This is a genomic window from Nitratireductor mangrovi, assembly GCF_007922615.2.
Lineage (GTDB): Bacteria > Pseudomonadota > Alphaproteobacteria > Rhizobiales > Rhizobiaceae > Mangrovimarina > Mangrovimarina mangrovi.
Genome location: NZ_CP042301.2, coordinates 4,264,879 through 4,283,810 on the forward strand (window position 1 = coordinate 4,264,879; position 18,932 = coordinate 4,283,810).

At 64.4% G+C, this 18,932-nt stretch carries 19 protein-coding genes; 5 read left to right on the forward strand and 14 right to left on the reverse strand.

Annotated features, from left to right (window positions below):
• Positions 1 to 89: 89 nt before the first annotated feature.
• The 13 genes from FQ775_RS20935 to dctP form a co-directional block, all read right to left on the reverse strand.
• Entirely contained in the window at positions 90 to 860 is a 771-nt protein-coding gene (locus FQ775_RS20935) for an SDR family NAD(P)-dependent oxidoreductase (RefSeq protein ID WP_146300912.1), read from the reverse strand.
• A 17-nt stretch (positions 861 to 877) separates the two neighbouring features.
• Entirely contained in the window at positions 878 to 1,657 is a 780-nt protein-coding gene (locus FQ775_RS20940) for an SDR family NAD(P)-dependent oxidoreductase (protein ID WP_146300913.1), read from the reverse strand.
• 9 nt (positions 1,658 to 1,666) lie between these two features.
• Complete coding sequence (locus FQ775_RS20945) at positions 1,667 to 2,509, reverse strand: purine-nucleoside phosphorylase (RefSeq protein ID WP_146300914.1); 843 nt, start codon at positions 2,507 to 2,509, stop codon at positions 1,667 to 1,669.
• An 11-nt stretch (positions 2,510 to 2,520) separates the two neighbouring features.
• Entirely contained in the window at positions 2,521 to 3,837 is a 1,317-nt protein-coding gene (locus FQ775_RS20950) for an amidohydrolase family protein (protein ID WP_146300915.1), read from the reverse strand.
• A 12-nt stretch (positions 3,838 to 3,849) separates the two neighbouring features.
• A complete protein-coding gene (locus tag FQ775_RS20955; protein ID WP_146300916.1) occupies positions 3,850 to 4,755 on the reverse strand; it encodes an ABC transporter permease in 906 nt (301 codons plus the stop codon).
• Positions 4,745 to 5,815: an ABC transporter permease gene (locus FQ775_RS20960; RefSeq protein ID WP_246730203.1), complete on the reverse strand. Its 1,071-nt coding sequence runs from the start codon at positions 5,813 to 5,815 to the stop codon at positions 4,745 to 4,747. Before FQ775_RS20960 ends, FQ775_RS20955 begins: the two co-directional genes overlap by 11 nt.
• Positions 5,812 to 7,332, reverse strand: coding sequence for an ABC transporter ATP-binding protein (locus FQ775_RS20965; protein ID WP_146300917.1), 1,521 nt, complete (start codon positions 7,330 to 7,332; stop codon positions 5,812 to 5,814). Before FQ775_RS20965 ends, FQ775_RS20960 begins: the two co-directional genes overlap by 4 nt.
• Before the next feature lie 67 nt (positions 7,333 to 7,399).
• Positions 7,400 to 8,407, reverse strand: coding sequence for a BMP family ABC transporter substrate-binding protein (locus tag FQ775_RS20970; RefSeq protein ID WP_146300918.1), 1,008 nt, complete (start codon positions 8,405 to 8,407; stop codon positions 7,400 to 7,402).
• A 636-nt stretch (positions 8,408 to 9,043) separates the two neighbouring features.
• Positions 9,044 to 9,760, reverse strand: a complete 717-nt coding sequence (locus FQ775_RS20975; RefSeq protein WP_246730204.1) for an SDR family oxidoreductase — start codon at positions 9,758 to 9,760, stop codon at positions 9,044 to 9,046.
• Entirely contained in the window at positions 9,757 to 10,689 is a 933-nt protein-coding gene (locus tag FQ775_RS20980) for an NAD(P)-dependent oxidoreductase (protein WP_146300919.1), read from the reverse strand. The genes FQ775_RS20975 and FQ775_RS20980 overlap by 4 nt, the downstream gene beginning before the upstream one ends.
• Before the next feature lie 25 nt (positions 10,690 to 10,714).
• Positions 10,715 to 12,031: a TRAP transporter large permease gene (locus FQ775_RS20985; RefSeq protein ID WP_167813086.1), complete on the reverse strand. Its 1,317-nt coding sequence runs from the start codon at positions 12,029 to 12,031 to the stop codon at positions 10,715 to 10,717.
• Entirely contained in the window at positions 12,024 to 12,542 is a 519-nt protein-coding gene (locus FQ775_RS20990; protein ID WP_146300921.1) for a TRAP transporter small permease subunit, read from the reverse strand. The genes FQ775_RS20985 and FQ775_RS20990 overlap by 8 nt, the downstream gene beginning before the upstream one ends.
• Before the next feature lie 65 nt (positions 12,543 to 12,607).
• The gene (gene dctP / locus FQ775_RS20995; RefSeq protein ID WP_167813087.1) at positions 12,608 to 13,624 is read right to left on the reverse strand and encodes a TRAP transporter substrate-binding protein DctP; all 1,017 of its coding nucleotides are present in this window, start codon (positions 13,622 to 13,624) and stop codon (positions 12,608 to 12,610) included.
• A 134-nt stretch (positions 13,625 to 13,758) separates the two neighbouring features.
• Here dctP and FQ775_RS21000 point away from each other — a divergent pair, with 134 nt between their 5' ends.
• The 4 genes from FQ775_RS21000 (at position 13,759) to FQ775_RS21015 (ending at position 17,386) form a co-directional block, all read left to right on the forward strand.
• The gene (locus FQ775_RS21000) at positions 13,759 to 14,568 is read left to right on the forward strand and encodes an N-acyl homoserine lactonase family protein (RefSeq protein WP_206064910.1); all 810 of its coding nucleotides are present in this window, start codon (positions 13,759 to 13,761) and stop codon (positions 14,566 to 14,568) included.
• A 66-nt stretch (positions 14,569 to 14,634) separates the two neighbouring features.
• Positions 14,635 to 15,819, forward strand: coding sequence for a serine hydrolase domain-containing protein (locus tag FQ775_RS21005; protein WP_146300924.1), 1,185 nt, complete (start codon positions 14,635 to 14,637; stop codon positions 15,817 to 15,819).
• A 2-nt stretch (positions 15,820 to 15,821) separates the two neighbouring features.
• The gene (locus FQ775_RS21010; protein ID WP_146300925.1) at positions 15,822 to 16,604 is read left to right on the forward strand and encodes an SDR family NAD(P)-dependent oxidoreductase; all 783 of its coding nucleotides are present in this window, start codon (positions 15,822 to 15,824) and stop codon (positions 16,602 to 16,604) included.
• Between the two features lie 23 nt (positions 16,605 to 16,627).
• Positions 16,628 to 17,386 (forward strand): SDR family NAD(P)-dependent oxidoreductase, encoded by a 759-nt coding sequence (locus FQ775_RS21015; RefSeq protein ID WP_146300926.1) that lies wholly within the window; start codon positions 16,628 to 16,630, stop codon positions 17,384 to 17,386.
• Between the two features lie 39 nt (positions 17,387 to 17,425).
• Here FQ775_RS21015 and FQ775_RS21020 read toward each other — a convergent pair whose 3' ends face one another.
• Positions 17,426 to 18,112, reverse strand: coding sequence for a GntR family transcriptional regulator (locus FQ775_RS21020; protein WP_167813088.1), 687 nt, complete (start codon positions 18,110 to 18,112; stop codon positions 17,426 to 17,428).
• Between the two features lie 134 nt (positions 18,113 to 18,246).
• Between FQ775_RS21020 and FQ775_RS21025 the strand changes: the two genes are divergently transcribed.
• A complete protein-coding gene (locus FQ775_RS21025; protein WP_146300928.1) occupies positions 18,247 to 18,648 on the forward strand; it encodes a carboxymuconolactone decarboxylase family protein in 402 nt (133 codons plus the stop codon).
• Positions 18,649 to 18,932: the final 284 nt, after the last annotated feature.

An 18,932-nucleotide genomic window follows, 5' to 3' on the forward strand; every position in this document is an offset into this window, starting at 1 on the left:
TCTTTTGAATGTTCATCCGATCCCATCACTGAACCTCTGGGCAAGCTCAGCTTCCCGGAGCGGATGAACAACCTGATGACGCTCCACAGCTAGTAGGGGGTGTCGCCGCCATCGATATTGATTGACTGGCCGCGGATGATCGTGGCCGCATCCGAGAGCAGGAAGGCGACGACGCGGCCGACCTCGATCGGCTGGATGTGCCGGCCGAGCTGCGCCGGATACATGGTGTCGAACAACGCGCCCTTGTCCTGGCCGAGCCGCGGCGCGAGGAAGTCGGCTACGCTTTTCAGCATGTCGGTGGCGACGCCGCCGGGGCATACCGCGTTCACGTTGATCCTCTTCTCCGCCCACTCCAGCGACAGCGAGCGGGTGAGATTGATGACGGCGGCCTTGGAGGCATTGTAACCGGCCATGTTGCGGTAGCCGACCTTACCGGCATTTGAGGCGATGTTGACGATCGACCCGCCGCCGTCGCCGAAATGCGTCGCCGCGACCTGCGAAGCAAGCAGCACGCCCTTTACGTTCACGGCCAGTTCGAGATCGAGCCCGTCCGGGGTCGTCTCGTCGGCGGGGCCGAGGCGCACGATGCCGGCATTGTTCACCAGACCGTCGAGGCGGCCCATGCGTCTTTCGACGTCGCCAAAAGCCGCCTTCAGGCTGTCGAGGTCGGTCACGTTTGCGACCGCGCTCATGGCCCGGTCGCGCACTTCGAGGGCAGCTGCGGCGGCCGAGACCTTTGCCTGGTCGAGATCGAACAGCGCTACCCGCCCGCCCCGCTCGAGTATGGCTTCGGCGATGCCGCGCGCAATGCCGCCCGCGCCGCCGGTGATCACATAGACCTTGTCCTGCAAGTCACTCATTTCGAACCTCTGCGCATCTACCAGGTCGGCCGCGCCATCACGCCGCCATCGACGATAATGTCGGTGCCGGTGATCCAGCGCGCCGCGTCGGAGGCGAGGAAGAGAGCAGCATCCGCGATGTCCTCCGGACGGCCGAGACGGCCGAGGGCGGCTGCCTTTTTCCAGCGCTCGACGCCTTCGGGCCAACCGTCCTCGATGCCGTCGCGGTGAATGAGCCCCGGCGAGATCGAGTTGACGCGAATGCCGTATGCGCCAAGTTCCATTGCCGCCGCCTTGGTGAACATCAGCAGCGCCGCCTTGGAGGTGGCGTAGTGGCCGTGGCCCGGTGCGGGGTTGTGCGCCTCGATCGAAGCGATGTTCACCACCGAGCCGCCCTTGCCGCTCTTGCGCAAGGCATCGGCGAAGGCGCGGACGAGCAGAAACGGCCCGGCCAAGTTCGCCTCCATCATGTCTCCCCAGTCCGACTCCGAAAGGTCGATGAACGACTTCACCGGCTGGATGCCGGCATTGTTGACCAGGATGTCGGCATTGCCGGCGTTCTCGATGAGGGCAGCGATGTCTCTTGCCGAAGCGACATCGGCCTGACTGGCCGTGGCTTTCCCGCCCGCGGACCTGATCCCGGCCGCCACCGTTTCAGCCGCGTCTTCGTTGGAGTGGTAGTGGCAGATCACATGGGCGCCGGCTTCGCCGAAGCGCTTCGCGATACCGGAGCCGATGCCGCCGCTCGCGCCGGTAACGATCGCGGTGCGTCCCGAGAGGTCGAGAAGCTTCGATACCGCGGGTATTGGGTCACTCATCATTCGTCCTCATGCGCTCGCCGCGGGGAGGCGCGGGAACAGGTCCTCGAGAATGCCGACGATCTTCTCGCCGCAGACCGCCGCCATCTCGGCGACGGATTCGATCGTGTCCGGCTGCTGGTCGGGACCGCCGGTGGCGGCGTTGGCGATGGCGGACAGGCCGAGTACGCGCATGCCGGCATGGTTTGCGGCAATTACCTCCATTACCGTCGACATCCCCACTGCGTCGCCGCCGGCGGAACGGAAGAAGCGTCGCTCGGCCGAGGTCTCCAGTTCCGGGCCGTTGAGACCGCAGTAGATACCGCGCCGAAGCGGCGTCCCTGTGCGCGCGGCGGAATCGATTGCCAGTTGCCTCAGTTCGGGATCGTAGAGTTTAGACTGATCCGGGAAGCGCAGGCCGATCTCGTCGTCGTTCGGCCCGATCAGCGGGCTGGTGCTGGTGAAGTTGAGATGATCCTCGATCAGCATCACGTCGCCTGCATCGAAATCGGCGTTGAGACCGCCCGCGGCGTTGGTCACGACAAAGGTTCCCGCGCCGAGCCGCTTGAGCAGGTAGACAGCGAGCGCTATCTGACGCGGCTGCCAGCCCTCGTAGAGGTGCAGGCGGCCCTGCATGACGATTGTGCGCCGGCCGAACAGCGAGCCGATGACGAACTGCCCCTTGTGGCCGGGAGCGCTCGAAACCGGAAATCCGTCGATCTCGCCATAAGGGATGACGGTCGGATTCTCGACCGCGTCGGCAAGATGGCCGAGGCCCGAGCCGAGCACCAGCGCGATCTCGCATGGCGCGCCGACACGGTTTTCGATCGAGGCGTAAGCGCGGGCAAGCCGCTCCGACTGGCTGTCTGACATGAGGTCCTTCGTTATGCGATTGTGGCTGCGATCTTGGGCACCATGTCCTCGACTGTCGCCAGCGTGTCGTCGAGCGACATGCGAGTGAGTTCGCCGTTGCGCACCACCTGTTCGCCGCCGAGGAAGACGTGGCGCACGTCCGACTTGTTGGTCGAATAGACGAGGTGCGTCATCGGGTCGAACATCGGCACGGCGTGCGGTCGCTTCACGTCGACCAGCACCATGTCGGCGAGCTTGCCGACCTCCAGGCTGCCGATGCGGTCCTCCGCGCCCAGCGCCTTCGCGCCGTTGATGGTAAGCATGTCGAACGCCTGCCGGGTCGAGATCAAGTCGGCGCGCCCGGTGAAGCCCTTGTGCATCGTCGCGGCGAGGCGCAGCGTCATCCACATGTCGAGGTCGTTGCCGGAAAGGGGCCCGTCGGTGCCGAGCGAGACGTTGATGCCGCGGTCGAGCATCTCCGGCACGCGCGCGAAGCCTGACGCCAGCTTCATGTTCGACATCGGGTTGTGGGCAACATGCGCCCCGGTGCGCGCGACAATGTCCAGTTCCTCTTCGTCGAGGTGGACGCAGTGGGCGAGCACGGTACGTTCGTCGAGGCAGCCGAGTTGGTCGAGGTGGCGCACGACGCTGCGGCCATAGCGCGTCTGAATATCGAGCTGTTCGGCGCGTGTCTCGGCGCAGTGCGTACAGAAGAGGCCGCCGCATTCATGCGAGACGGCCCATGCCGCCTTCAGGTTCTCCGGGCTGACGGTGTAGGCACCATGCGGCATCGAAGCCGCGAACACATCCTCCGCCTGTGCGAATTCGTCGAAGAAACGCCGGGCCTCGGCGACGCGCTCGTCGATCGACAGCGCCGTCACGCCGGCGGGATCGAAGAAGATGCCGCCCGTTGAGACGCGAAGGCCGACCTGCCTTGCGGCCGCCACCGTCTCGAACGGGTACCAGAACATGTCCATGACGCTGGTGACGCCCGACAACAGAAGCTCGGCGAAACCGAGCACGCTGCCCAGCCGGGACGTATCGGGATTGAGGATCGCGCCCTCGGCCTGCCACACCGTCTGCAGCCAGGGCTCCAGCGGCAGGTTCTCGACCAGTCCGCGAAACAGGCTGTCGGCAGCGTGGCAGTGCGTGTTGACGATGCCCGGCATCAGGATGTGGCCGCTGCCGTCCACCACCTTGGCGGCATGCGCGGCGACGGGCGCGATCTCGTCAGCCGGACCGATCTGCCTGATGCGGCCGTTTTCGACAGCCACGCCGCCCTTGTCGATGACCGAGCCCTTGGCATCGGAGGTGACGACGACAGCGTTGTTGATGACGAGATCGGTCATTGAACGGTTCCTCTAGGCCTGCCGGCGCATGCGCCACCACGACAGCGCGGTAAGCACGATGAGCGTGGCGAGGTAGGGCATCATGTCGGTGAACTGTTGCGCCAGTCCCAGTCCCTGAACACGGAACGACAGGCTGTCGACCATGCCGAACAGCAGCGCGATGAAGAACAGCGGCCAGGGTCGCCCGCGCGTGAGCAGGACCGCGACGACAGCGATCCAGCCGCGACCGGCGCTCATGTTCTCGACGAAGAGATTGACGTTGGAGATGGACAGCTGCGCGCCGGCGAGACCGCACAGTCCGCCGCACATCAGCAGCGCCCAGCATTGCACCCAGAGCGGATTGACGCCGCCGGCACGCAGCGCGGCAGGGTTCTCGCCAGCGGCACGGATGCGCAAGCCGAGGCGATGGCGCGCGAAGAAGATGTGCAGCGCATACACGAGCAGTAGCGCCAGGTAGAACAGCGGCGACTGGCCGCTGATCACATGGCCGATGACCGGTATATCTTCGACGAATGGGATACGTACCGCTTCCAGGCCGGCGATCCCCGGATCGTTGAAAGCGCCGGCGACGCCGAAGATCGCGCCAAGCAGGAACGTTGATATGCCGGCGGCCAGCAGGTTGATGGCGATCGAGACGACGATCGAGTCGCCGCCGCGGCGAAGGTTGAATTCGGCGAAGATGGCGCCCATCAGCATGCCGGCCACCAGTGCCGTGAAGGCGCCAACAAGGGCCGAACCCGAGAAATAAGCGCCGACCACGGCGAAAAAGGCGCCGGTCAGCATCATGCCTTCCAGGCCGATGTTGAACACGCCGGCGCGCTCGCAGATGGCGCCACCGAGGGCGGCAAGCAGGATCGCCGTGACGAAGCGCGGCACGGAGGCAAGAAAGGACGCGTCGAAAAGGAGCTCAAGACCCATCGTCGCCTCCCTTCGCCCGGTTCTGCGACGACAGAATCGCCCCGGAAACGCGGCTTGCGACGAAAAGGATGATCACCGCCTGCATCACGAGCGCGATCTCCTTTGGTACTCCCGCCGATCGCTCCATGCCGGCGGCCCCGGTCTGGATGGCGGCGAAGAAGAAGCCCGAGAAGGGCACCAGTACCGGGATCATGCCGACGAGCAACACCGCGATGATGCCGGTCCAGGCGTAGAGCGGCTGGACGAGCATGCCGTCGACATAGCGATGGTGGATGCCGAACACCGCGATGGCGCCGACCAGCCCTGCGATCGCACCGCTCATGGCCAGCGTCTGCAGCGTCAGCCGCGTCACCGGCAAGCCCACCGCACGAGCGAAGTCTGGCGAGAGCCCGTTCAGGCGGGCGCGGTAGCCGTGCAGCGTCGTATGGCTGTAGGCGATCGCGAAAATGCTGGTCGCGACGATGAACAGGATGCCGACGTCGAGCCGCACGCCGGGGAAGTAGGCCAGCCACGTTCCATCGGGCACGAGATGCGATTGCAGCATGCCCGACTGCACGTCGCGGAAGGGGTGTGCGACGAGGTAGGAAGCGATGTAGCGGATCGGGAAGTTGAGCAGAAGCGAGCCGACCAGGAGCGGCACGCCGACATAGATGTAGAGCATGCCCGCCAGCAGCGCCCACAGCGCACCGGCCGCCATGCCGGCGAGGATCGCGGCGGCCAGCACTAATAACGGCGGCCCTGGCAGCAGGATTGCAACCAGAGCGGACACGAACCCACCGGCGACGAGTTGGCCTTCGCCGCCGATATTGAACAGCCCGGCGCGGAACGAGATCATGACCGACAGCGCCATGCCGACGATCAGCGTGGCGCGCGACAGCGTCGCCATCAGATAAGCCATGCGGCGGCCCCCGAAAGCGCCGGTAAGGAAGCCTGAAAGCGCCTCGCCGAAAGGCGCGCCGACCAGCAGCATCAGGCCAAACAGGATCGCCAGGATCCATGCGAGCGTATAGATCCATGGCAACAGGTCGCCGCTCATCAGGCGTTCGGCGCGCGCCGTCATGCGATCTGCCTCAGCGCAGTGTCAGACTGCGATGTCATCAGGGCGCCGATGCGGTTTCGGTCGGCCTCGGCGGCAGGAATCTCGTCGGAAAGCGTGCCGGAATACATGACAAGGATACGGTCGGACAGGCGCAGCACCTCGTCGAGTTCGGTCGACACCAGCAGCACCGCGTGGCCGGCATCGCGCATGCGCAGGAGTTCGGCATGAATGAGCTCTATGGCGCCGATGTCGACACCCCAGGTAGGGTTCTCGGCGATGACCAGCGGCGTCTCGCGGGTCAGTTCGCGCCCGACCACAAGCTTCTGCTTGTTGCCGCCCGACATGGTTGAGGCGAGCGCGGAGGCGGACCCGACCTTGATGGCGTAGCGGTCGATGATCGCGCGGGCATATCGCGCCATCGCCTGACGGTCCAGGAACGGTCCGCGCACGAAACCGGCCACGTCGTCGCGGCCGGCATTGGCGTTTTCCGCGACCGTGGCGCCGAGCGCGAGCCCGACGCGCTGGCGGTCTTCGGGAATGTAGCTCTGGCCGGCACGGCGGCGCGCCGCGACATCGAACCTGTCGATGCGCTGCCCGGACAGCGATATCTCGCCGGTCACGATCGACCGCAACCCGGCGAGCGCCTGGATCAGTTCCGCCTGGCCGTTGCCGCTGACCCCGGCGATGCCGACGATCTCGCCGGCGCGAACGTTGAAGGAGAGGGGGCCGACGCGGGCGCTATGCGCTTCAACCCGCAGGTCGGTGACCGACAGGACCACGTCGCCCGGCTCGCGCGCCATCGGCTTCAATGGCGGCGGCAGGTCGCCGCCGATGATCTCGCGCGCGATGCGGTCCTTTGACGTTTCTGCGAGTGGTCCCGACGAAATCAGCTTGCCGCCGCGCATGACGCTGACGCGGTCGGCGATCTCCATGACCTCATCGAGCTTGTGGGTGATGATGACGATCGAGCGGCCGGATCTGGCGAAGCTGCGCAGGATGCCAAACAGGCGATCCTTTTCCTGCGGCGTCAGCACCGCTGTCGGCTCGTCGAGAATGAGCAGCCGGGCGTCGCGGTAGAGCATCTTCAGGATTTCGACCACCTGCCGCTGGCCGACGGACAACTGGCCAACCGTCGCGTCGAGGTCGATGGTGATGCCGTGTTCTTCAAAACCATCGGCGAGCCTTTGCCGTGCACCCTTGAAGTCGACGAAGCCGAAGCGGTTCGCCGGCTCGCCGCAGAGCACGATGTTCTCCAGCACGGTCATCTCTTCCTGCAGCATGAAGTGCTGGTGAACCATGCCGAGACCGGCACGGATGGCGTCCTGCGCGGAGGACCAGGAGTGAAGTTCGCCATCGACCTCGATCGTGCCGGCATCGGGCCTGATCAGGCCGAACAGCACGTTCATCAGCGTCGATTTGCCGGCGCCATTTTCGCCGACAACAGCGTGAATCTCGCCGGCATCGATCCCGATCGACACGTCATCGACCGCGACAAGCGGCCCGAACCTAACCGTAATGCCGGTGAGCGCGGCGTGCATTGCTGGCTTTTCTCGTAGGAGACGCGGGCCGGCTGGGTGCCGGCCCGCTGCTTCAGGCGTGGCCGCCTCAGTTGGCGAACATCGGGTCTTCGAGTTTCAAGGAGCCGTCGGCAATCTGGCCCGCTACTTCGCGCATCTTGGCGGCGACCTCCGGGTGATCCGCGATCAGGCACTCGCTGCCGGCGATGCCGCCTTCGTCGAGCGCGATCGCGCCGACGCCGTTTTCGGCAAGGCCGAGGGCCATGAAGACGCTGTCCTGGCCTTCGAGAATGGCGCCGATGGCCTGCACCATCGCATTGTCGACCTGCTTGAGGCTCTGGTCGATGATGATGCCGGGCACAGCCGGGCAATGGTTGATGTCGACGGAGAAGACCTTGAAGCCCTGCTCCTTGGCGGCCTCGAAGACACCGAAGTCACCGCCCGCGGTGGCGGTATAGATGTAATCGGCGCCAGCCGCGTGCATGGCCAGCGCCTGCTCCTTGGCGCGGACCGGATCGGCAAATGGGTTTTCGCCGCCGACCCAGCGGATATCGACCTCGGCGTCGGCGTTCACCGACTTGACGCCCTGTGCGTAGCCATCCGTGTAGCGATGCAGGAAGGGAATATCGAGCGCGCCGACGACGCCGACCTTGTTGGTCTCGGTCAGCATGCCGGCCGCGACGCCCATCAGGTAGCTCGCCTCGTATTCGCGGAAGACGGCGCAGTGCACGTTGGCCGGGCGATCCTCGATGCACTGATCGACGATCAGGAATTCAACGTCCGGCGCGGTGGCGGCAACTTCCTTGACAATGTCGTTGAACTCGAAGCCGAGCATGACGACGATGCTCGCGCCTTCGTTCACCGCGGCATTCACGTTTTCGATGCGTTCGGCGGCGGTCTTGGATTCGAAGGTCTTGACCTCGGCCCCGTACTGTTCGCCCGCGGCCTCGATGCCGGTCTTGCCCATCTGCAGAAACGCGTTCACGCCGATCGGGTCCGGCGACACGTAGATGAACATGTTTTCCTGCGCGAATGTTACGGAGGCGGCAAGGCTCATCGCTCCCGCCGCAACTATCGACTTCCACAACCCACTCATCTGCTTCCCCTGTCAACTTGCCGGAACCGCCGCGGCGTTTCCGGACGTTTCATCTCATTTTTGGCGCCGGCGCGGCGCTAGGCCAGTAGCCACACGGCGAGAACCGATTGTCCAGACGTTATTCACTGGGCGCAAAGTTTGCGGCTGGAATTGGCATTTGTCAATTTGACTTGCATTTGTCGGGGAGGCCGGCGTCGGGCACAGATGAGCGCCGCTTGCGACGATGCGATCCCCGTCGAGCGGCACCAGTTGGTCCAGCCGAAAGCGCGGATTGCGCCCCGCGATCTTGCCGAGCGCGCCCTTGCCCACACGATAAGGAACGCTACGGAAGCGGCCAATCATCGGACGGACCTACTGGAGGTCAGGCGAGAGATGATGGGGGCCTGGGAAAGGCACATCTGCAGCGGGTAACCGGGCAACCGGGGCTCTGCACGCCAGATGCTGGAGATCGATGAACCTGTACTCGATTGGGTGTCGCTTGCGCGAGGCATAGGAATTGAAGGGGCACGTGCGGCACGGCCGGGCGGCTGCCGACATTCTTGAAACGCCGACGTCGCGCGCTCACATTGGTGTAGGGCTTGGAGGTTGCCAAACGCGCGGATGCTCAGCGTCCCGGGAGTGCAGCCAGCAGATTGTTCAGGCGATGCTGCCGCCACCGTCCACCGATAAGACGCTTCCGGTCAGGAAACCGTTCAACATGCAGTGGACGATCGTGGCAGCTATCTCCTGCGGCTGCCCGACCCGTCCGACAGGCAGGGCTTCGGCGGTACGCTCCAGAAGTGCGTCACGCTGACCTGAAGGAAGGTAGTCCCACCATTCGGTGTCTATGCGGCCGGGCGCAACGCAATTTACGCGCACCGGTGCGAGCTCGCTCGCGAGCGCGCAGGCAAGCGTGTCGAGCGCGGCATTGACGGCGCTCAGTACAGTCGCCTTGCCGGAGGGCCGGACGCCCAGCATTCCAGACACCAGGGTGAGGCTGCCGCCGGCAGTGATGCTTGCCGCATGCGCCACGTGGACCGCGCCCCAGAACTTGCTGTCCACTGCCGCGCGCTCGTCCTCGAGCCGGCGCTGGCGAAGAGGCCCTACCGAGAGTTGGGCCGCGCTTACGACGACATGGTCGAATGCCGGTCTTGCTGCGAAGAACGCCGCCACCGCGGCTGCATCTCTTACGTCAAGCGCAAAGGTGTCAGCGCGGTCGAGCCGCGACGACGCGGCAGCCAGCCGCGCCGGATCGCGCGACAGGATCGTGACCCTGGCGCCAGCGGCGAGCGCCTGCCCGGCGACGGCGAAGCCTATGCCCGAGGAACCGCCGAAGACGGCGACGGTCTTGTCCTCAAGCGATCTTCCGATCACGCCGGCTTGCCGTTCTGGTTGGCGGCGCTCAGCCTCAACTCAGCACCACCGACCATTTCGCTGAAACAGGCGATCGCGGTGTGGTCCTGCCCGGGCCCGAGATATTTCTGGCCAGCCGCCCAGATGTCACGGCACAGGCCGGCGAAGGGCGCCGTCGTGTCGGTGGTTCGCGCGACACCGAGCGCGATGCCGAGGTCCTTGACCATCAGGTCGAGCCCGAAGCCGGCATCGAACTTGCGCGACAGGACGAACTGCTTGAACTTCTTCTGGGTGGAGTTGTTCATGCCGGTCGAGGCGTTGAGCACATCGACCATCACTTCCGGGTCGAGGCCGAAGCGCGCGCCGATCAGCAGCGCCTCGATACCGATCAGGAACCCTCCGGCGCTGACGAGGTTGTTGAGTGCTTTCATCGCGTGGGCGGAACCAACCGCACCAGTCCGTACGACCGAGTTGCCCATGATGCGCAGGACCGGCTCTGCCCTGTCGATCGCGGCCGCCTCGCCACCGGCCATGATCGCGAGTTCGCCTGTTCGCGCACGCGATACGCCACCTGAGACCGGCGCGTCGATCAGGCTCACGCCGCGCGCTGCTGCCGCCTGTGCCATGGATTTGGTGGATTCGGGCACGCCGCTCGACATCTCTACGATGAGGCTTCCCGCCCCCAGCGCGTCGAGCGCACCGGCTTCGCCGTTCAGCACCACGTCGACCACCGCGCTGCTCGGCAGCATGGTCACGAGGATGTCGCAGTCCGCAGCGACGTCGGCTGGCGTTGCAGCCGCGCGAGCGCCGGTCGCATCGGCAATCTCACGCGTCAGCTTTGCGTTGACATCGAAGATCACAAGCGGATGACCCGCCTTGGCGACAAGGGTGGCCATCGGTTGCCCCATCGCGCCGAGCCCGATGAAGCCGATCCGGGGCATGTCGTTCATTAATTCAAGTCCTGTCTGGTTGCCGTCAGTTCGCGAACATCTGCCGGGGCAGCCAGAGCGAAAGCTCGGGGAAGCCGATCAGCAGTGCGAGTACGATAGCTTCGATCACGATGAAGGGCAGAATGCCCCGGTAGATGTCGGGCAGTTTTACCTTACCCTCGGAGGCGCCTATGACGGCAAAAAGATTCATTCCGACAGGCGGCGAAAGCACCGCTAGCTCGACCAGCTTGACCATGATGACGCCGAACCAGATGCCGTCGTACCCAAGCGCGGTGACCATGGGATAGACGAAGGGCAGCGTCATCACCTGCATGGCAAGCGGGTCCATGAACATTCCCAGCACCACGAACACCGCGACAAGAAGAAGCATGAACAGGATCGGGGAGAGCTCGAATGACATCAACAGGTCTGTTGCCGAGGTTACAGTTCCTGCGACCAGGAAGAACCGCGTGAACATCAGACCGCCTATGATCACCATGAACAGTGCGGCGGTGACGCCGGCGGCCGACCGCAGGCAGTCGGCCAAGTCGGCCCGACTGATCTTGCGTCGTGTCAAGGCAATCAGCAAAGCGCCCATCGCGCCCAGCGCGCCCGCGCCCGAAGGAGTCGTAAATCCGAGATAGATGCCGCCGATCACGAGGGCCGCGAGCAGGAAAGTCGCCCACAGCCCGATGGCGCTGGCTCCGATCTCGCCGAGCGTGGCGCGCGGTTCCGGTGGCGGCGCAAGGTCCTTCTTGACGCGCACCAGGAACGCCGTGCCAACCATGTAGGCACCCGCAGTCATCAAACCTGGAACGATGCCAGCGATCAGCAGTTCGGCAACCGATTCTCCGGTCAGCAGCCCGTAAATGACGAAACTGATAGACGGAGGAATAAGCGCCGCGATCGTTCCGGCCGCAGCGATGCATCCGGCCGAAAAGGCGCGGTTGTAGCCAAGCCGCAGCATTTCGGTGAGGGCAATACGCGTAAACAGCGCAGCGTTTACGAGCGTCGATCCTGATATGGCCGCAAAACCCGCTGAAGCCAGGATAGTCGCCTGATAGAGAGCGCCGCGGGTTGATCGCAGAACCAGATTGCTGAAGCCGAATAGTTCCTGGGTGATTCCGGAAGCAGATGCGATGGCGCCCATAAGCACGAACATCGGAATGACGACGAAACTGTAGTCCGACGCTGTCGCAAAGGGCAGGTTCGTGAGAACGTTGAGCGCGAAGGCAGGGCCGCCGGTCACCCAAAGGCCGACCGTGGCTACTGCAGCCATGGCGAGCCCGACCGGGACGCCCAGAACCGACAGGACGAGCATCGCTCCAATGCCGAGAAGGCCGATCATCAACGGATCAATCATCGGCGCGTTCCTCCTCACCATCGATTCCGGCAATGCGGTGCAGGAGCTGGCGGGCGAATTCGGCTGTAGCGAGCCAGGCGCCGAAGCAGGCGACGCTCTTGAAGGGCGCGAGCGGAAAGCCCAGCGCGCCGAGGGCGGTCTCGTTGAAGCGCCATGACGTTGCGGCGAGCTTGGTTGCCTGCCAGGCGATAAAGCCCATCAGCACCATGCCGATTGCGAGCGAGAAGATGGCCGACAGCCGCCTGGTCCAGCCGGTCATGTGTTGCGTAGCGATGTCGATGACGATGTTGGCGCCGCGTGCCTGAGCTTCGGCCAGCCCGAGGAAGACGATAACTGCGAGCAGCGCGCCGGACAGCTCTACCATGCCCGGGATCGGCCGGAGCAACACGTTGGTCGCAACCACGTCCGCAGCACCGATGACGCCCACAAACAGCAGCAGGGCGGAGGCAGCGATGAAGCCGAGATGCGAAATCCGTCTCAGCGCAATATCAAGCCGGTGGAAAAGAGACATCGGAGTTCCTACTGAAGGCCGCGGGCTGGCGAACCAACCCGCGGCCCAGCGCGATCGGAATGGCGTCAGCGTTGCGCGCGGATATGGTCGGCGAGTTCCTTCGCCTCTTCACCCTTGCCGGCTTCATCCATCTTTTTGACCCACACGTCCAACATGTCCGGAACGGCAGCCTTGAGCTTGTCCATCTCTTCGAACGGCACGATCTCCATCTTGGATTCCTGGAGCGCTTCGACGGCTTTGGCTTCGTCGGCGGCGATCAGTTCGTTACCGTATTGCTCGGCGTCCGCAGCAACTTCCTCGAACAGCGCGCGCACGTTTGCGGGCCAGGATTCCCACTTCTCCTTGGATACAAACAGCGTATGTGCGCTGATGACGCCGAAGGAAATGTCGGTGCCGTATTTCGCGACCTGGTCGATCTTGAACGCCTTCACGGCGGAATTGAACATGTAGGTGCAGTCCATCGCTCCCGACTGCATCGCCTGGATCATGTCGACCGGCGGGATGTTGACCGGCACGGCGCCCAGCGATTCGAACATCACCGGCACGAAGGCGCCGTAGGAGCGGATCTTTCGGCTCTTGAAGTCGTCCATCGTCTTGATCGGGTCGTTGCAGTAGACGCGATAGTCCGGCAGGTAGCGGAACAGCAGAGGATGAAGGTTCGCCGCATCGAGCTCGGCCTTAACGGTCGGATTGTTGGCGAATATGTCGGCGGTCAGGCGGTTGAGGGTCGGGCCGTCGGTGAAGGTGAAGGGCAGCGCGTTCGTGACCGCCGCAAACGGCATGCGCGCTGCCTGGTTGCCCATCACGATCAGGCCGAGATCGATGGCACCTGAGCCCACCAGATCGACGATTTCGGCCTCGCCGCCGAGTGTGTTTGCCCAGAAGTGCTGGATCTTGATCGCACCGCCGCTGCGTTTCTCGATCTCGGATGAGAAGTAGGTGTCGATCCTGGAGGTGTTGACCACCTCGGGAATGTTGGACGAATACCGAAGGTTCATTTCCGGGTAGTTCTCGGCATAGGCAGCGGCCTGCGTCAGTCCGAGTACGGAGATCAATGATGCCACGAGGCGTGCGATACGCATGAGTTCCTCCCAATGAGCGTGGTCCGAATGGCGGTCGGCAACGCGACCGGAGAGGTCGCTTTGCCTGAATGCCAGTTTGTCATACAACATGACGGTATGATGATTCAAGCTCGAATCTAGGAGGGACAATGCCCATGTTGCCGCACCACGAAGTCTATGCGCTTCGCTATGCCGTCACAGAGCCCGACCGGCCCCGCCGCGAGAATTTCCTGCCCGGCCTGGATCTGCATGACGGACCGATGCCGCTCGACTATTTCATCTGGGTGATCCGCAGTCCCGAGCGGACGGTCGTCGTCGACACAGGTTTTGACGCCGAGGCTGCCGCCGCCCGCAAGCGCCGTCTGCTGCATCGGCCCATAGATCTACTGGCCAGGCTGGGTGTCGATGCTGCGAGCGTAAGGGACGTTATCCTGACGCACCTGCACTACGATCACGCCGGCGGACTTCATGATTTTCCGGCAGCGACATTCCATCTCCAGGATGAGGAGATGCGCTATGCGACCGGTCGCCCCATGTGCCACGCCTGTTTGCGCGCGCCGTTCGACGCGCGTGATGTCATGGAGGCTGTGGGCCTGGTGCATACCGGGCGTGTGAAATTCCACGACGGCGACCGCGAACTCTTTCCCGGAATATCGCTGCACCGGGTCGGTGGCCATACAGGCGGGCTGCAGGCAGTGCGTGTCGCGACCGCGCGCGGGCCGCTTGTGCTCGCCTCCGACGCCTTCCATTTCGCAGAGAACCGCACACGGCGCGCTCCGTTCCCGTTGGTCTTCCATGTCGGCGACATGCTCGAAGGCTTTCTGCGCTGCGAAGAACTCGCGGATGGGCGGGATGATCTTCTCATCCCCGGTCACGATCCGGCGGTGACGCGTCGGTGGCCCAGCCTCTCGCAGGACGAACCTGACATCGTCTGCCTGCATGAAGCCCCGACTGTCGATGAGTGAAGACTGTAGGGTTGACGTACTGTCATACAATCTGATACCTCCGGTTCAGCTTTCCTGGGAGGTCTCATGCAATTCGACACCACCGTCGCGGCCCGCGGTCGTGAATTCCGGCTGACGGGCGAGTGCGATCCCGCATTCCGGCGCGTCGCGGATGCATTCGTGGAAAACTACACGGCCGAGGAGGAGATCGGTTCGGCCGCGGCCGTTTACGTCGACGGCCGGAAGGTGGTTGATGTCTGGGGCGGGTACCGCGATCCCGATTATTCTTTGCCCTGGGAGAAGGACACCGTCGTCTGCATGATGTCGGTCGCCAAGGGCATTGCAGGCATGGCGTTCAATATCCTGATCGACCGGGGGCTCGTGAATCCCGAGGCAACTGTCGCGACCTATTGGCCGGAATTCGCCGAGAACGGCAAGGAAGAAGTCCTCGTACGCCATATCCTCGATCACACCGCCGGTTTGCCCATCGTGCGCGATCCCTTGTGGAAGGGAGCCGTCTTCGACAACGACGCCATCGTCGCAGCGTTGGAAAAGCAGGCGCCGCTGTGGAAGCCGGGGACAGTTGCGGCCTATCACATACACACCCAGGGCAACCTGCTGGGTGAGATCGTCCGCCGCGTCACCGGCAAACGGTTCCCGCAGTTCATTGCCGACGAGGTGCTTGGCCCGCTCGGCGTCGACTATCAATACGGCAATCTCTCCGACGCCGACCTCGCGCGCTGCGCCACTCTGGTACCAACCGTCGAGGGCACCCTGCTCGCCACACGCGACACGGATCCTGATGCGCTGGTCGCCAAAGGCTTCACGCAGTTTCCCGACGAGCCGCTGCCGGTGACGTTGAACTCGACGGCATGGCGCAGGGCCGAGATCACCAGCGCCTCCGGCCACGGCAACGCGCGTGCGGTTTCGCGCATCTATGCAGCCTACGCACGCGGCGGGGAACTCGACGGCGTGCGCCTGATGCGGCCCGAAACGGTCGAAGCCATGCTGGTCGAGCAGCACAACCAGACGGAAAAGATGCAGGATCGTCCATATCATCAGGCGATGGGCGTGCTGCTCAACACGCCGGTTTCGGTCTGGATGGGTCCCAATCAGCGCGCCTTCGGTCATCATGGCTTCGGCGGCTCGATCGGAATGGGCGATCCCGACGCTAGGATCGGCTTCTCCTATTCCTGCAACAAGATGCATGCCCGCGGCGACAACGGCCCGCGCGCGCGCCGCATCATAGAAGCGCTCTACGAGGTACTGTGAGCATGAATGCGCCCTCCCGGGCACGTGTAGCCGCGATAACGGGCGGCGCAGGCGGCATCGGTGAAGCCTGCGTCGCCCGGCTCAGGACCGAGGGCTGGAAGGTCGCGGTGCTCGACCGCAACATGGACCTTGCACGTAAGGTGGCGGAGAAGCACGACGCGACAGCGTTCGAAATCGACATCGGCGACGCTGCGAGCATCGAGGCCGCGGCGGCCGCGGTCGAACATCGGATGGGACGGGTCTCGGGGCTCGCTGCGGTGGCGGCCCATCTGGAAAATCCCCACGCGCCCGAAGACCAGGACTTTGGCGAGTGGGACGACATCGTCCGTGTGAACCTCACCGGCACGTTCCGCACGATGGTGGCCTTTGGCAAGGGAATGATCGAACAGGGCGCCGGCGCGATCGTTACGGTAGGCTCCATCACCGCCTTCAATTCGAGCCCGCTGCAGGGATACGGTCCGACCAAGGCGGCAATCCTGAACATGTCGCGCAACTTTGCCGTCGCCTGGGGGCGCAAGGGCGTGCGCGTCAACTGTGTGTGCCCAGGCCCCACGCGGACGCCGGCCGTCGAGGCGAGCTATGCCCGCGGCGAGCGCGATCCCGAAACCATGACGCGTCAGACGGCGCTCGGCCGGCTGGTGCAGCCCGCCCAGGTGGCCAGCGCCATCGCCTATCTGCTTTCAGACGACGCGGCCGCGATCACCGGCATCGAGCTTCCGGTCGATGCCGGCGTTCTCGCGACACAGCTGTGGGGCATGTATGGCGGCGTGCCGTCGCCGGACTGAATGAGGAACGGGGAGACAACCAAATGACACAGCAGCTCGCCGGCCAGGTGGTGCTCGTGACCGGCGCCGGGCGCGGCATCGGGGCGGCCACCGCGCGGCTTCTCTGCGCGCGCGGTGCCGCCGTCGGTTTGCTCGACATCGATGCGGGCCTCGCCGAAGCCACGGCCGGCGATATCATCGGCTCCGGCGGCAAGGCGCTCGCGCTCGCCGCCGACGTTGCGGACCGCGCCAGCCTGTTTGCGGCGACTGCGGAGCTGAAGGCGAAGTTCGGTGCGCCGACCGCGGTGGTCAACGACGCCATCTGGATCCGGTACGGGCCGTTTTCCGGCGTTACGGAGGAGGTTCTCGACCGGATGCTCGCGGTGGGCGTCAAGGGTCCGTTCTGGGGCGGGCAGGCACTGCTTGCATATCGCGATGCCGATGTGCCGGCTTCGATCGTCAACATTGCCTCGCCGGTCGCAGACCTCGGCACCGCCAACACGTCGTCCTACACCGCCGTGAAGGGCGCGATCGCGGCGCTGACGAGACAACAGGCGGTGGAACTCGGACCGCAAGGCGTGCGTGTCAATGCGGTTACGCCGGGCGCAGTGCCGACGCCAGGGGCACGCAGCATCGTCGACGAGGCCGGCTATGCCAAGCGCCGTGCGCAGACCCCGCTCGGCCGGCTGGGCGCGGAAGATGAAATCGCCGCAGCCATCGCCTTCCTCATAGGCCCCGACGCCAGCTTCGTCTCTGGCGAGGTCCTGCACGTCGATGGCGGCATCTCCGTCAAGTCGATGTGACCGATGCCAACCCGTGAAACCGCGGCTCAGCCGCGTTCCTCAGCCACTGGTCGATCCTATGGATTTCAGTGCCGCGGCCGCCGCGGCCTCGACATGGGCTGTGCAGACCTGCCAGGCGCGGTCCTCGTCGCGCGCTTCCAGCGCGTCCATGAAGTCGCGCAGTTCGCGGATCGACTTCTGTGCCCGTTCAGCACTCGACAGCGACACAACACGCAATTGCGACACGCGCGTGTGGATGCGCCTGAGCATCTCGGCCGCGATCTCGTTGCCGGCGCCTTCGAACAGGATGTCGTAGAAATGCGTCTTGGCAGCGATGAAGCGCTCGGCCGAAAAGTTGTCGTAAACCTCCGCGAGCCGATCGATGCTTTTCCTCAGCTGCGCCATCTGGCTGTCGCTCGCGTTGCGGGCAAACAGGCGCGCTGCGAGACCCTCCAGCGTGGCACGCACCTGGTAGATCGAGCGCGCCGTCTCGGGCGTCACGACACTGACGCTCAGTCCCTTGTTGGGCTGCAGAGATATCAGGCCGTCGGCCTGCAGTTCGCGCAGCGCCTCGCGCAGAGAGGTCCGCGACACACCCATCATCTCGCAGAGTTCGCGTTCGATGAGCCGCGCGCCCGGAGCGAACTTTCCCGTTGCGATCGCCAGCCTGAGACGCTCCGCCACCTGCTCGCGCAATCCCGGCAGCGTCTGGACGCGCATCGACAGATCGGGGGTTTGGCTGGTCACGGGCATGTTCCTCCTCCGGTCGCAGCCGCACGGCGGCGCTCCGCTGACATTGTGTTCGCGAGAATGGGGCGCAGGACGGCCATGGCCCACTACGAATTGTGTGATTGTATGTCAATGAACAAGGAACATCAACCATGACCGCCAAGGACAAGACCATCGCCGCGCTGTTCGAGGAGGGGCTTTCCCTTCGCCGCCAGGTGCTTGGGTCGGAATATGTCGACAAGTCGATGGCGTCCGCCAATGAATTCATGATGGCTTTCCAGAGAATCACCACGGAATGGTGCTGGGGCTATTCCTGGGGCCGCGACACGCTCGACCTGAAGACCCGCAGCATGCTGAATCTTGCCATGTTGACGGCGCTGAACCGCGCAGCCGAGATCAAGCTGCACGTGCGCGGCGCCGTCAACAACGGTGTTTCCGTCGAGGAGATCCGCGAGGTGCTGCTGCATGCCACCGTCTATTGCGGCATCCCGGCCGGTCTCGACGCGTTCAAGGCCGCGAACGAAGTCCTCGCCGAAATGAATGCATTCGAGTAAAGTGGATTCAAGGTCCCAACGGATCAACGCAAAACGGTCGAGGCTCTGGTCGGGGCAGGATGAAGTCCAGCGGCAGGTCAGACCGCGCTCGCGTCGATACCTGCGTCAAACTGGACGGCAGCTAACACTGTCACGAGGCAGAGAAGTAGACAGTCCGCTCACGGCCCGTCGGCTATGTTGCCCGCAAGCGGACATAAGGCTACTTCGTCAAAATGTCCGGATATAGCTGAGCACTGCCTAGCGGGCAGTCCGCCACGGCCCCCTCACTACTCTTCGCGTTCGGG